This window comes from Leifsonia sp. 71-9 (genome assembly GCF_001898805.1).
Taxonomy (GTDB): domain Bacteria; phylum Actinomycetota; class Actinomycetes; order Actinomycetales; family Microbacteriaceae; genus Leifsonia.
This window is the reverse complement of record NZ_MKVJ01000010.1, coordinates 58,249-72,320: the sequence shown is the minus strand read 5'-3', so window position 1 is coordinate 72,320 and position 14,072 is coordinate 58,249. Positions and strand designations below refer to the sequence as shown.

Annotated in this window: 11 protein-coding genes; 4 read left to right on the top strand and 7 right to left on the bottom strand. The window is 70.7% G+C overall.

Annotated elements, in window-relative coordinates; translation table 11 throughout:
• Positions 1 to 30: 30 nt before the first annotated feature.
• The 3 genes from BGO91_RS05725 to sucC all read right to left on the bottom strand — a co-directional run bounded on the left by BGO91_RS05725 (position 31) and on the right by sucC (position 3,654).
• The gene (locus BGO91_RS05725; RefSeq protein WP_290471892.1) at positions 31 to 1,419 is read right to left on the bottom strand and encodes a hypothetical protein; all 1,389 of its coding nucleotides are present in this window, start codon (positions 1,417 to 1,419) and stop codon (positions 31 to 33) included.
• Positions 1,420 to 1,588: 169 nt separating this feature from the next.
• A complete protein-coding gene (gene sucD / locus BGO91_RS05720) occupies positions 1,589 to 2,476 on the bottom strand; it encodes a succinate--CoA ligase subunit alpha (protein WP_290471891.1) in 888 nt (295 codons plus the stop codon).
• Positions 2,477 to 2,490: 14 nt separating this feature from the next.
• Positions 2,491 to 3,654: an ADP-forming succinate--CoA ligase subunit beta gene (gene sucC, locus BGO91_RS05715; protein WP_290471890.1), complete on the bottom strand. Its 1,164-nt coding sequence runs from the start codon at positions 3,652 to 3,654 to the stop codon at positions 2,491 to 2,493.
• A gap of 243 nt (positions 3,655 to 3,897) precedes the next feature.
• On the opposite strand from sucC, the gene BGO91_RS05710 reads away from it, so the two are divergent.
• Positions 3,898 to 5,385: a hypothetical protein gene (locus BGO91_RS05710; RefSeq protein ID WP_290471889.1), complete on the top strand. Its 1,488-nt coding sequence runs from the start codon at positions 3,898 to 3,900 to the stop codon at positions 5,383 to 5,385.
• A 48-nt stretch (positions 5,386 to 5,433) separates the two neighbouring features.
• Positions 5,434 to 6,270, top strand: a complete 837-nt coding sequence (locus tag BGO91_RS05705) for an oxygenase MpaB family protein (protein ID WP_290471888.1) — start codon at positions 5,434 to 5,436, stop codon at positions 6,268 to 6,270.
• On the opposite strand, the gene BGO91_RS05700 is transcribed toward BGO91_RS05705, so the two are convergent.
• The 3 genes from BGO91_RS05700 to BGO91_RS05690 all read right to left on the bottom strand — a co-directional run bounded on the left by BGO91_RS05700 (position 6,267) and on the right by BGO91_RS05690 (position 10,943).
• Complete coding sequence (locus BGO91_RS05700; protein ID WP_290471887.1) at positions 6,267 to 7,298, bottom strand: FUSC family protein; 1,032 nt, start codon at positions 7,296 to 7,298, stop codon at positions 6,267 to 6,269. The two genes, BGO91_RS05705 and BGO91_RS05700, sit on opposite strands and share 4 nt — an antisense overlap.
• On the bottom strand, positions 7,295 to 9,808 hold the full coding sequence (locus BGO91_RS05695; protein ID WP_290471886.1) for an ATP-dependent helicase: 2,514 nt from the start codon (positions 9,806 to 9,808) through the stop codon (positions 7,295 to 7,297). The genes BGO91_RS05700 and BGO91_RS05695 overlap by 4 nt, the downstream gene beginning before the upstream one ends.
• Before the next feature lie 64 nt (positions 9,809 to 9,872).
• Entirely contained in the window at positions 9,873 to 10,943 is a 1,071-nt protein-coding gene (locus tag BGO91_RS05690) for a glycerophosphodiester phosphodiesterase family protein (protein ID WP_290471885.1), read from the bottom strand.
• Between the two features lie 64 nt (positions 10,944 to 11,007).
• On the opposite strand from BGO91_RS05690, the gene BGO91_RS05685 reads away from it, so the two are divergent.
• Positions 11,008 to 11,553, top strand: a complete 546-nt coding sequence (locus tag BGO91_RS05685) for a hypothetical protein (protein ID WP_290471884.1) — start codon at positions 11,008 to 11,010, stop codon at positions 11,551 to 11,553.
• Positions 11,554 to 11,603: 50 nt separating this feature from the next.
• On the top strand, positions 11,604 to 12,401 hold the full coding sequence (locus tag BGO91_RS05680; protein ID WP_290471883.1) for a Bax inhibitor-1/YccA family protein: 798 nt from the start codon (positions 11,604 to 11,606) through the stop codon (positions 12,399 to 12,401).
• Between the two features lie 68 nt (positions 12,402 to 12,469).
• On the opposite strand, the gene guaA is transcribed toward BGO91_RS05680, so the two are convergent.
• Positions 12,470 to 14,068, bottom strand: coding sequence for a glutamine-hydrolyzing GMP synthase (guaA, locus tag BGO91_RS05675; protein WP_290471959.1), 1,599 nt, complete (start codon positions 14,066 to 14,068; stop codon positions 12,470 to 12,472).
• Positions 14,069 to 14,072 lie beyond the last annotated feature (4 nt).

The following is a 14,072-nucleotide window of genomic DNA, read 5'->3' as shown; positions in this document are numbered from 1 at the left end:
GGTCGCCGCCCGCCCGCGACACTTCGGCGGTCAGGAGACGGTCATGACCGGGGTGTCCTCGCCCGCGTTCTCGGGCACCGTGATGACCGGCCGCTGCACGAGTTCGAGGATCGCGATGACGAGCGCCGCGAGCACCAGCGTCCAGATGATCAGCGGCGGCGTGAGCGGACGGACGAACAGCACCAGCGCGGCGGCGACGAGGGCGACGACCGCCCGCAGCAGCGCCCGCTGGGCGTAGATCCACTCGCCGGTCCGTCCCGTGGTGATGCCGTGCCGTTCGGCCGCCTCCCGCACCCAGGCGATGCCCGAGCCGAAGAAGCCCCGCAGCTTGCGCGGCACGGCGAACGGCCCCGAGTACCAGCCGACCACCGCGACGACGATCGCCAGCACGAGGACGGCTACCCCCGTGTCTTGCATCGCCGTGGTCAGCGTGCGGTAGACGGTGTTCGCGACGCCGGCGGGCAGGAGCGAGGGCGAGACGGAGCCGACGAAGACCAGCCGGCCGATGCCGATGCCGGCCACCACCACGACCATCGACAGCGCGAGCGCGACGGCGGCCCACACGAGCGCGAGGGCTCGGCGGCGCGCCACGACCACGCCCAGCACGAGGAACGCCAGCGCGATCCACTGCAGCCACGCCCCGGCCGCCACGGCCACGCCGTAGAACAGTTGGATGGTCGGGATGGACGAGTTCTGGGCGACCGTGATGGTCCGGTCGATCGTCGGGATCTGCGACGCGAACGTGAGGCCCTGATCAACCAGCAGCTGCTTGACCCGGTCGATGATCGGGCCGAGCTGGATGCCGACCGAGCCGTCGGCTCCGACCGCCACCGCCGCCTTCGGGTCGTTCTGCATCGTGGCGACGAGCTGCGTGTGCGTGGTGCGCAAGGCCTCCTGCCACACCTGCGCGAACGCGTCCGACGAGACGAAGTTGCCGACGGTCGTGTGGATGAGCGAGACGATCCCCTGCGCCAGCGGCCCCTTCAGCGCGTCGAGCGCCTTGGTGGCGACCGGCCCCGTGCCGAGCTCGGTGATGCCGTCGACGACCTGGGAGGTGACCTGCGGGATGTCGACGTTCTCCTGGATGACCTTCACGGCCTCGTCGGTCACGTACGCCTGCACGGCCGGGTCGTGGGCGAGCGGGGCGTAGGTGTCGACGAAGCTCTGCGTGTCGGTCAGCTGCACCTTGGCCCAGGAGGCGACGACGGCCACGGGCGCGAGGATCGCGCCGATCACGATCAGCACCGTGGCGAGGAGGGTCCACGCCCAGCTGCGCGTGTGCGTGCGCGCGGGGACGGCGGCCGCGTCGGCCGGGAGAGGCACGGTCGGGTTCTCGCCCAGACCGTCGCGGAGGGACGCGTTCTCGGCCTCGAGCGCCGCGATGCGCTGCAGCAGCTCGGCGTTGGTCGTTCGTGGCATGACGGCCCCTTCGTCCCGGACGGATACGGCTCCGATCGTGCTCACTGTATCGCCGGGCCTGCGCGAGGCGTCAGGGGGCGTTTTCGCAGCGGGACGGCCCCGGAGACGCCGACGAGGCCGGACCCCGATCGGGATCCGGCCTCGTCGTCGCTCGTGGTGCGACCCGCGACTAGAGCGCGGCGTACACCTCGCGCAGGAGGTCGGCGGTCTCGGACGGGGTCTTGCCGACCTTCACGCCCGCGGCCTCCAGGGCCTCCTTCTTGGCCTGAGCCGTTCCGGCCGAGCCGGAGACGATCGCGCCGGCGTGGCCCATCGTCTTGCCCTCGGGCGCGGTGAAGCCCGCTACGTAGCCGACGACCGGCTTGGTGACGTTCGCCTTGATGAAGTCGGCCGCGCGCTCCTCGGCGTCGCCGCCGATCTCGCCGATCATGACGATCGCCTTCGTCTCCGGGTCGGCCTCGAACGCGGCGAGCGCATCGATGTGCGTGGTGCCGATGATCGGGTCGCCGCCGATGCCGATGGCGGTCGAGAAGCCCAGGTCGCGCAGCTCGTACATCATCTGGTAGGTCAGCGTGCCGGACTTGGAGACCAGGCCGATCGGGCCCTTGCCGGTGATCGTCGCCGGGGTGATGCCGACGAGCGACTCGCCTGGGGTGATGATGCCGGGGCAGTTCGGGCCGATGATCCGGGTCTTGTTGCCCTTCTCCTTGGCGTAGGCCCACGCCTCGGCGGCGTCCTGCACCGGGATGCCCTCGGTGATGACGACCAGCAGCGGGATCTCGGCGTCGACCGCCTCGACCATCGCGTCCTTCGCGAACGCCGGCGGCACGAAGATGATCGACACGTCCGCGCCGGTCTTCTCGATCGCCTCGACGACGGTGCCGAAGACCGGCAGCTCGACGTCGCCGTGGGTGACGGTGGTGCCCGCCTTGCGCGCGTTCACGCCGCCGACCACGTTGGTGCCCGCCTTCAGCATCAGGGCGGTGTGCTTGGTGCCCTCGCCGCCGGTGATGCCCTGGACGATGACCTTGGAGTCCTTGTTGAGGAAGATAGACATTCTGATTCGCGCCCTTACTTCGCAGCCAGCTCGGCGGCCTTGTCGGCGCCTTCGTCCATGGTGAGTGCGAGGGTGACCAGCGGGTGGTTCGCCTCGGTGAGGATGCGGCGGCCCTCGTCGACGTTGTTGCCGTCGAGACGCACGACCAGCGGCTTGTTGGCCTCGTCGCCCAGGATCTCCAGGGCCTTGACGATGCCGTTCGCGACCGCGTCGCAGGCGGTGATGCCGCCGAAGACGTTCACGAACACGCTCTTGACCTGCGGGTCGTTCAGGATGACGTCCAGACCGGCCGCCATGACCTCGGCCGACGCGCCGCCGCCGATGTCGAGGAAGTTGGCGGGCTTGACGCCCTTGTGCTTCTCGCCGGCGTACGCGACGACGTCGAGGGTCGACATGACCAGTCCGGCGCCGTTGCCGATGATGCCGACCTCGCCGTCGAGCTTGACGTAGTTGAGGTCGGACGCCTTGGCCTTCGCCTCGAGCGGGTCGGCGGCGTCCTTGTCCTCGAGCGCCTCGTGCTCGGGGTGACGGAACGCGGCGTTCTCGTCGAGCGAGACCTTGCCGTCGAGGGCGATGATGTCGCCCTCCTCGGTCAGGACGAGCGGGTTCACCTCGACGAGGGTGGCGTCCTCGCCGGTGTAGACCGCGTAGAGCTTCACGAACACGTCGGCGACCTTCGCGACGAGCTCGTCCGGGAACCCGGCGGCCTTCGCGATCTCGGTGGCCTTCGCGATGTCGAGGCCGCCGCGCGGGTCGACCTCGATGCGGGCGAGCGCCTCCGGCTTCTCGACGGCGAGCTGCTCGATCTCCATGCCGCCCTCGACGCTGGTGAGCGACAGGTAGGAGCGGTTGGCCCGGTCGAGGAGCACCGAGAAGTAGAACTCGCGTGCGATGCGGGCGCCGCCGGCGACCATCACGCGACGGACCACGTGGCCCTTGATGTCCAGGCCGAGGATGGCCTTCGCAGCGGCTTCGGCCTCGTCAGGGGTCTTGGCGACCTTGACGCCGCCGGCCTTGCCACGACCGCCGACCTTCACCTGCGCCTTCACGACGGTCACCCCGCCGAGCTTCTCCGAGGCCGCGCGCACCTCCTCCGGCGTGTCCGCGACGATGCCCGGAAGGACCGGGACCCCGTACTTCTCAAACAGGTCTCTGGCCTGGTACTCGTATAGATCCACGGTTATCCAATCCGCTGCTGGTCCGGGTTCGCTGTAGCGATTCCGGTTGTCATCTGCCGGGCGGTCGGCGCGAGAGAATAGCTCGACGCCGAGATAAATTCGCCAGTGAGAACCTTAGCGCGTCCGACTGTGCGTCCCGTAAACGGGAGGCGTCGCGTTCTCCCCAACTCGAGCGCGGGACGCGCATTCCACTGGTTTCACGGATCCCCGATCCTGGCCCCGGCTCCCGGCGAGGGTGGGGGCATGACACACCGGATATCGCATCTCCTGACCGCCACCGCCCTCGCCGGGCTCGCCGTCTTCCTCGGCGTCCTGCAGGCACTCGTCCCCGCCTCGAGCGCCCATTCGCTCAGCGGCGTCGGGCATGGGCCTGGCTACCTGTCGTCGGACGGCTGGTGGCTCGGCACCTACCGTCTCGACGACGGAGCCCAGGGCTTCTGCCTCAATGCCGGCAAGAAGAGCCCGACCGGCCACTCCCTCGAATACGCCGACGGCGACGCGCTCGGCTGGTTCTCCCCCGAGCAGGCGGCGCGGCTGGCGTACATCTCCCGCACCTGGGCCGGCACCGACGACCGTCTGACGGCCGCCGCCGGCCAGATCGCCACGTGGATGGTCTCGGGCCTGAACGGCCACTCGGCCGAGAGCTACGCGGCACGCGCCGGAGCCGACGCCGGGGCCGTCCTGGCGCTGGCGAACGCGATGGCCGAGGAGTCGGCACGCCTCGCCTCGACGGCCGTCCGGGCCGAGGCGGTCGTCGAACTCGCCGAGACCGGGCCCGGCCGCGTGCGGGTCGAGCTCACGGCCGACCGGCTCTCCGGGAGCGAGCTGCTCCCCGCCGCGGCGCACTCGGCCGTGGTGGCCCTCGACGGCGCCCGCTTCGCCGACGGAAGCAGCACGGCGACGGTCGAGACCGGCCGTGACGTCCCGATCGTCCCCGATGGCCGGGAGGCCAGTGTCGCCGTGATGGCGACGGCCTCCCTCGACCGCCTCCCCTACGGCACGGGGCTGCGCGTCGCCGTTCCGCAGGGGGACGTGCAGTCCCTCCTGATGGCCGTCCCCGCGAGCACGACGGCGAGCGCGGGTGCGAGCGTGTCCGGGCCGTCGCCCCTCCCGTTCCAGCCGACCGTGGAGACGACCACGAGCGCGTCCGTCGTCACGGTCGGCGACCGGATCACCGATCAGCTGCGGGTCTCGGTGGCGAGCGCCGACGGGCTCCTCCCGACGTGGGGCGTCCACGCGTCGGAGGAGGGCTTCCTGCCGGTGGAGGCGGTGGTCGAGAGCAGCCTCCTCGGACCGTTCCCCGAGCCGATCCGCGCCGCGGATACCATCCCGGACGGCGCACCGGTGGTGTGCACGGTCGAAACCGTCGTCGACGGTGTCGGCGAGTACGAGACCCCGTCCTGCCTCCTGTCCGAGCCCGGCTACTACGTCTGGACCGAGCGGATCGACCCGGAGCGCGTCGCCCCGGAGCTCGGCGGGATGCGGATGCTGCCCTGGCGCTCGGCGTTCGGTGTCGCGTCGGAGATCACCCACGCCGTGCCGCTCCCTGCGCCGGTGTCCGTGCCGGCCACCGCCCTTGCCGAGACCGGAGCCGACCCCGACGTCGCCCTCGGGTGGGGCGCCGCCGGGATCGCCGCCGTCGGACTCGGGGTCGTGACCCTCATCGGCGCCCGACGCGTGCAGCGCGCTGCGCGCTCGCACCGCGCCGTTCGCGGGACGCACGGCGCATGACCGGCGGCTCTTGCGCTCTCTCGCAGGCGCGGCAGGCAGGATGGCCGGGTGGCCAGACGAACGCGAGATCGACGCACGACGCGCCAGCCGGTCGACCTGCGGACGGTCGCCGCCGAGGCGCTGCCGCTGGTCGGCGGCGGCCGGGCACTCCTGCTGCAGGTGGCACAGCCCGCCGTGGGGCGGGGTGTCGCCGACCACAGCGACTTCGCCGAGCGGGCGATGGATCGCCTGCACGCCACCATGACGTTCATGTGCGCAGCGGTGTTCGCGACGCCCGAGGAGTTCACGGTCGTGCGGCGCCGGGTCAACCGGGCGCACGCTCCGGTGCGGGCGGACGCGGCCGGGAGCGCGCCGGCTTACAACGCCTACGACCCACGGCTCCAGCTCTGGGTGGCGGCCACGCTCTACCGCACGATGATGGACCTCCACGAACGCGTCTTCGGCCCGCTCTCCGCCGCGGAGCAGGAGGGTGTCTATCAGGAGTACACCCGGCTCGGCGCCAACCTGCAGGTGCCTCCGTCGAGCTGGCCGGCCACGCGCGACGCGTTCGAGGTGTACTGGGCGGAGATGCTCGACCAGACCGCGGTGAACGACAGCACACGCGCGCTGGCGGCGCAGATCCTCTACCCGAGGAACGTCCCGCTGTGGATCCGCATCCTGCTGCCCGACGTGCGGCTGGTGACGGCCGGGCTGCTGCCGGAGGCGGTGCGCGAGCAGTACCGACTCCCGTGGAGCGAGCAGCACCGGCGGCGGTACGAGCGCTGGATGCGCCGCCTGGCGCGGTGGTACCCGCGCATGCCGCGCCGACTCCGGTACGCGCCGCGCGACGCCTATCTGCGACGGGTGAGGCGGATGGTGCGGGAGGAGCAGGCCGCGCGCCGCTAGGCCGCGAGACCGCGCGCCCGCTCGATCCCGCGCGCCAGCAGCACGAGGACGATGCCGATCCCCGCTCCGAGCACCGTCTCGAGCACCCGGTCGCCGACGAGGGCGCCGAGCGGCGCCGGACTCGCGAGATGCGAGACCGCCAGCGCCATCGGCGTGATGAAGACCAGTGCCGAGCCGTAGTGGCGGCCGACGAGCATCTCGGCGCAGAACTGGCACACGACGATCACCAGGATCACGACCAGAGCGGGCGGCGACCAGAACAGCAGCCCCGCGGTGACGACCACACCGGCGATCGTCCCGAAGATCCGGTGCAGCGAGCGCGAGATCGAGTGCGCGGCACGCGCCGGTGGGATGACCGCCACCACGCTGACGACGGCCCAGTACGCGTGCCCGAATCCGAACGACAACGCGATGCCGCCGGCGACGACGACACCGACGACGTTCTGCGCGACCGTCAACCAGACGCGGGGGTCACGCAGCACGGTCCGGTCGACCGCCGGGCGCCTGCGCAATTCCTTGAGCAGCACGGAGTGCCGATCTCCCGCCAGGCGGCGCACGAGCCAGCCCGACATCGTCAGCAGCCAGGAGAAGACGGCCACGACCGCTGCGAGCCCGATCCTCGGCCACGCCTCGGCCGCCGTGGTCGGGATGTTCGCGCACACCAGGAGGGAGAACACGAAGAACAGGGGCTGCGAGGGCAGCAGCTGCAGCGCGGTGACGAAGAGCGTGCCGCCGGCCACGATCACGACGAGTGCGACGGAGAGGAAAGCGAGCGGCTCCCCCAGCACCGCCAGCCACACGCCCAGGGCGATGCTGGCGAGCAGGGCGACGCCGGCCACCGACACGCTCCGGATGCGCAGCCGGTACGGCTCATTGCGTCCGTACAGGGCGGTGAACGCGCCGAAGGTCGCGTACGCGGCGAGGTCCAGGCGCCCCATCGACCACAGGATCAGCAGAGGGACCGCGACCGCGGCCGCCGCCCGGAAACCGACCTCGACGCTCACCGAGGCGAGCCCGGTGGGCTTCACAGCTTGTCGATCGGCGCGATCTTGATGAGGAGCTTCTTCGCGCCCACCTTCTCGAACTGGACGTGCGCGACGCGCTTGGCGCCCTCTCCGGTGACGGCCGTGACCCGTCCCTCGCCGAAGTCGGCATGGTTGATCCGGTCGCCGGGAGCGAGCTCCAGGTCGCCGTTGTCGCGGACCTTTCCGGTCACGCGGTTGGGCCATTCGGTCTTCGGCCGTTCGGGGGCCGAGAACCCGCCGGAGGTGAAGCTCTCGTTCCACCGGCCGCCGCCCGAGCCGGAGCCCAGACCCGGCTTGCGCGCGTTGAGCGCCCGCGACTGGCTGCCGCCGCGTCCGTTCGCCGATCCGGGCGACTGGCGCCACTCGACGAGATCGGAGGGGATCTCTTGCAGATAACGGCTCGGCATGGCGACCGCGGTCTCGCCGAACTGGGCGCGCGTCATCGCCAGCGACAGGAACAGGCGCTTCTTCGCCCGCGTGATGCCCACGTAGAACAGACGACGCTCCTCCGCCGGCCCACCGGGCTCGTTGGCCGACATGCGGTGCGGGAGGAGGTCCTCCTCGACCCCGGTCAGGAAGACGGCGTCGTACTCGAGTCCCTTCGCCGTGTGGAGGGTCATGAGCGAGACGGATCCGCTCGAGTCGTCGATGTCGTCCGCCGCCGCGACCAGGGAGACCTCGGTGAGGAAGTCGACGAGGGTGCCATCCGGATTGTTGCGCGCGAACTCACGGGTGACCGCGACGAGCTCCTCGACGTTCTCGGCCCTGGCCTCGTCCTGCGGGTCGCGGCTGTTGCGCAGCACGTCGAGCAGGCCGCTGCCGTCGAGGAGGAACGTCAGCACGTCCGCGACCGCGGACACCCCGGCAGGGTTCTCCGGGTCGGTCTTCGCGGCCGCCTCGTCGAGCAGCGTCGAGAGCTGCAGGATGGCGGCCGTCACCTTGGGGCCGAGGCCGAGGGAGCCGGCGTCGCGCATCGCGTCGCGGAACGTCATCCCGTTGTCCTCGGCGTAGCTCGCGAGCTGCGTCTCGGTCGCCGGGCCGATCCCCCGCTTGGGCGTGTTCAGGATGCGGCGCAGGGCGAGCGTGTCCTGCGGGTTCGCCACCGTCACGAGGTACGCCATCGCGTCCTTGATCTCGGCGCGCTCGTAGAACTTCGTGCCGCCCATCACCTTGTACGGCAGCGCCGACCGGATGAAGATCTCCTCCAGCGCACGCGTCTGCGCGTTGGTCCGGTAGAAGACGGCGATGTCCTTGTAGTCCATGCCGGCGCCGTGCAGCTTCTCGATCTCGTCCGCGACGAACTGCGCCTCGTCGTGCCCGGAGTAGCCCGTGTAGCCGACGATCTTCTCGCCGTCGCCGACGGCGGTCCAGAGGTTCTTGTCCTTGCGGTCGAAGTTGTTCGCGATCACGGCGTTCGCCGCGCTCAGGATGTTCTGGGTCGACCGGTAGTTCTGCTCGAGCAGCACCACCTTCGCCCCCGGGAAGTCGCGCTCGAATTCGACGATGTTGCGGATGTCCGCACCACGGAACGCGTAGATCGACTGGTCGGAGTCGCCGACGACCGTCAGCGAGGCGCCGGGGATCACGCCGACCGCGTCGCGCATCCGCTCCACGTGGTGCCCCTGCGCCTCCAGCTCGTCCGCGATGTCCGGCGCGATCGGCATCGTCAGTTCGCGGATGAGCGAGTACTGGGCGTGGTTGGTGTCCTGGTACTCGTCGACCAGGATGTGGCGGAAGCGTCGCTGATACAGCGCGGCGACCTTCGGGAACGCGCGGAACAGGAACACCGTCTCGGCGATGAGGTCGTCGAAGTCGAAGGCGTTGGCCGTGCGCAGCGCTCGCGTGTACTGCCGGAAGATCTCGAGGAACATCACCTCCTGCGGGTCGCTGAGGTTGGCCGAGCGGGCGAAGGCCTCGATGTCGGTGAGCTCGTTCTTGAGCTTCGAGATGCGGCCGGCCGCGCCCGCCACCGTGAAGCCGAGCGTGTCGGCCGACAGCTCCTTGATGATCCGCTTCAACAGGGCCCGGGAGTCGCCGGAGTCGTAGATGGTGAAGCTCTGGGTCTTGCCGATGGTCTCGGCCTCGCGGCGCAGGATGCGCACGCACGCGGAGTGGAACGTCGAGATCCACATCCCCTGCGCCTTGCCGCCGAGCAGCCCCTCGACCCGCTCGCGCATCTCGTTCGCCGCCTTATTGGTGAACGTGATGGCGAGGATCTGGCTCGGCCACGCCTCGCGGCTCTCGATCAAGCCGGCGATGCGACGCGTGAGCACGCTCGTCTTGCCCGAGCCGGCGCCCGCCAGGATGAGCAGGGCGGACCCCCGGTACTCGGCGGCCTCCCGCTGCTGCGGGTTCAGGCCGGCGAACAGCCGCTCGTTCGGATTCGAGGCGCCACCGCCCGCTGCGCCGGAGCCGCCGCGGGCGCCGCCGGAGCGGTCGTCGCCCTCCCAGCCGTCGAGGATGATCGGCACGGAGGAGGAGGTACCGGTGGGGGCGTCGGGAAGGCTCGTCATGTCTCCATCGATTTTAGCCGCCCCCACCGTCATCCGGGTCCGACCGTCGGACGGGAGCGGGAGGTCAGCGCCCGTCTCGCACGGCGACGGCCAGATCGGGCTGGTCCGCGAAGACTCCGTCCACCCCCGAGTGCAGCAGGATCGAGAACAGCCGGCGCCAGTCGCCCCACTCGTCGTCCCTGCCCTGCGTGCGGAACTCGGGCTGCAGCATCGCGTTCTCGGGCCGGAGGGTCCAGGTGTAGACCGAGAGCCCCGCCGAATGCGCGAGGTCGACGAGATCGGAGGTCACCGCGCCGATGTCGATGCCGCCGTCGTCGTCGTCGAAGAGCGAGACGGCGACCGACCCCGACGCGAGCACGAGGGAGCTCTCCACGCTGATGCCGTCGACGCGCGCACTCGTCGACGGGGCCCCGAAGCCGAGCGCGTAGAGACCGCGCAGGGTGAGGTCGGTGTCGTATCCCGCTGCCGCCGAGCCGTCGGACGCGACGCGGTCTGCGGGCGCCCCGGTGTCCTCCAGCAGATACACCCGCTTGCCCGGGAACCCCCGGTCGTGCAACTGCCGGAGCACCGTCGGCTCGAAGCTCTCCACGACCAGGCCGGCCCGGTCCGTCCAGCCGGCGTCGGCGAGGTCGCGCACCACGAGCTCGTCGAGCGGCAGACCGGCCGCCGCGAAGTGCGTCGCGTGCTTGACCTCCGCGACGACCCCGAGCGCGCGCCCGCTGTCGTCGGAGACGCGATCGACGAGGTCGAGCAGATCGCGGAAGCGGAGGATCGGGTAGCGGTCGTCGAAGGTGGCGCTCGCCTGCCGCAATCGGGGCAGGCGCTCGCGCGCATGGAGGGTCGAGAGCTCGGCCCAGGTGAAGTCCTCCGTGAACCACCCGGTGAGCGGCTCCCCATCAACCTCGCGCGTCGTGCGACGGGCGGCGAACTCCGGGCGGTCGCCCACGTCCGTCGTCCCCGAGATCTCGTTCTCGTGACGCACCACGAGGACGCCGTCCTTCGTGGCGACCAGATCGGGCTCCACCGCATCGGCCCCGAGGGCGAAGGCGAGCGCGTACGCCGCCTCCGTGTGCTCCGGGCGGTAGCCGGGCGCGCCCCGGTGACCGATCACGAGAGGGGCGGGACGAGCACGCATGGAGCGATCCTAGCCCGCGCTCGGGGGCTGCCCGCGACCCCACGTCGGATGGCAGAATCGACGGGTGCCCGCCGCCGAGAGCGCTCCCCGAACCGCCCCGTGGCGCGAGCCCGCCTCCCTGCTCCCGCTGCGCTGGGGCTCCTACCGGGCGCGGCTCGTCACCGGCCTCGCCCTGCTCGTCGTCGGCACCGGCTGCATCCTCGTCACCACCGCGTACAGCCTCCCGTTCCTGCTCGTCGGCTCCCTGATGCAGCCCGCCGCCTGGGCGGTCATCCCCTCGACGATCGGCCGTCGCGTCGCCGTCGCCGTCCCCGTGCTCGGCTTCACCTGGCTGATGCTCGGCGGGTCCGGGTTCGCCTGGTGCTACGCGGTGACGCTGGCCGCCTGGCTGCTCATCCGTCTGCGCCCGCTCATCGCCTTCACCGCGCTCCTGCTCCCGATCGCGTCGAGCATCGTGCTGCCGAACGTCGTCACCACCTACGAGCAGGGCTGGATCACGGTGCTCGTGAGCACCCTCGCCGTCGTCGCGGGAGCTTGGGCCGCTCGAGCCATCGCCGTGAGATGGGATTCATGGCAATCTGTCAGAACTCTCAGAAAATCGACCGGCTAGATTGGAGGGACGGCGATCTTCGCCGCAGTCCCCGATCAAGCGAGGAACCCATGGCAACGTCCAACCCGGCCTTCTCTCAGAGCCCCGCCTTCCAGAACGGAAGCAAGGCGAACCTGAGCGCCGAGAGCCTGCAGGAGATGTACGAGTCTCCGTCCGCGACCTCGGTCGACACCGACCGCATGACCGTCGAGGACACCATCCGCAAGACCGCGATCGGCTTCGGCGTCCTCGTCGCCTTCGCCGTGGTGGGATGGGTCGTCCCGTTCCTCTGGATCGTCGGCGGCATCGCGGGCCTGGTGCTCGCGTTCGTCAACATCTTCCGCAACCGCAAGAAGCTCCCGTCCGCAGGACTCACGCTGGCCTACGCGGCCGCCGAGGGCGTCTTCATCGGCGGGATCTCCGCGTTCTACGAGGCGTTCGCCGACGGTGTCGTCATCCAGGCGGTCATCGGAACGATCGTCGTCGTCGGAGTCACGCTCGCGCTCTTCGCCAGCGGCAAGATCCGCGCGTCGGCCAAGGCCACCAAGGTCTTCCTGATCGCGATGGTCGGCTACCTGCTCTTCTCGGTCGTCAACCTCGTCCTGATGATGACCGGCGCGGTCGACGACCCGTGGGGTCTGCGCGGCTCCTTCCAGATCTTCGGCATTCCGCTCGGTCTCGTGATCGGCGTCCTGGTCGTCATCATGTGCGCCTACTCGCTCGTGCTCGACTTCGACGCGATCCAGCAGGGCGTGAAGAACCGCGCACCGCGGGCCTACGGCTGGGCGGGCACCTTCGGCATCATGGTCACCGTCGTGTGGCTGTACCTGGAGCTGCTGCGCATCTTCGCGCTGTCGTCGCGCAACTAGCGCCACCCCGACCAACGGGAAGAGCCCGGGATGCGTTCGCATCCCGGGCTCTTCTCACGTGGTGGGGATCACTCCCACTCGATGGTTCCCGGCGGCTTCGACGTGACGTCGAGCACGACGCGGTTGACGCCGTCCACCTCGTTGGTGATCCGGTTCGAGATCTTGGAGAGCAGGTCGTACGGCAGGCGGGTCCAGTCGGCCGTCATGGCGTCCTCGCTGGAGACCGGGCGCAGCACGATCGGGTGGCCGTAGGTGCGGCCGTCGCCCTGCACGCCCACCGAGCGCACGTCGGCCAGCAGCACGACAGGGCACTGCCAGATCTCGCCGTCGAGGCCCGCTGCCGTGAGCTCGGCGCGCACGATGGCGTCCGCGTCGCGGAGCAGGTCGAGCCGCTCCTGGGTGACCTCGCCGACGATGCGGATGCCGAGACCGGGGCCGGGGAACGGCTGGCGGCCGACGATGACCTCCGGGAGGCCGAGCTCGCGACCGATGGCGCGCACCTCGTCCTTGAAGAGGGTCCGCAGCGGCTCGACGAGCTCGAACTGCAGGTCCTCCGGGAGGCCGCCGACGTTGTGGTGGCTCTTGATGTTCGCGGTGCCCGAGCCGCCGCCCGACTCCACCACGTCTGGGTAGAGGGTGCCCTGCACGAGGAAGCGGATGGGGTCGCCCTCGCCCGCGGCCTCGGCGATCAGGTCGGCCTGCGCCTGCTCGAACACGCGGATGAACTCGCGGCCGATGATCTTGCGCTTGGTCTCCGGGTCGCTGACGCCGGAGAGTGCGTCGAGGAACTGCTTCTGGGCGTTCACGGTGACGAGACGCACCCCGGTGGAGGCGACGTAGTCGACCTCGACCTGCTTGGCCTCGTCCTTGCGGAGCAGGCCGTGGTCGACGAAGACGCAGACGAGCTGGTCACCGACGGCCTTGTGGACGAGCGCCGCGGCGACCGCGGAGTCCACGCCGCCGGACAGGGCGCACAGCACGCGGCCGGTGCCGACCTGGGCACGGATCGCTGCGACCTGGTCGGCGATCACGTTGCCGCTGTTCCAATCGGCGGGGATGCCCGCGGCGCGATGCAGGAAGTTCTCGAGCACGGCCTGGCCGTACTGGGAGTGCTTGACCTCCGGGTGCCACTGCACGCCGTAGAGCTTGCGCTCCTCATTGGCGAAGGCGGCCACCGGGGTGTCCTCGGTGGAGGCGAGGACCTCGAAGCCCTCGGGAGCGCGGGCGACCGAGTCGCCGTGGCTCATCCACGCCGTCTGCTCGTCGGGCTGACCGGAGAGCAGGCCGTTCTCATCCCCGGAGGCGGCGTCGACGACGCGGACCGCGGTGGAGCCGTACTCGCGGCGGCCGGTCTTCGCGACCTCGCCCCCGAGCGCGGTCGCCATCACCTGGAAGCCGTAGCAGATGCCGAGCACGGGCACGCCGAGGTCGAAGATCTCCTCGTCGAGGCGCGGGGCGCCCTCCTCGTACACGCTCGACGGGCCGCCCGAGAGGACGATGCCGGCGGGACGCTTCGCGGCGATCTCGGCGGCCGTCACCGTGTGCGGCACGATCTCCGAGTAGACGTTCGCCTCGCGCACGCGGCGCGCGATCAGCTGCGCGTATTGCGCGCCGAAGTCGACGACGAGGACGGGACCGGTCGGGTTCGCGGCATCGGCCGCCCCCAGCAGA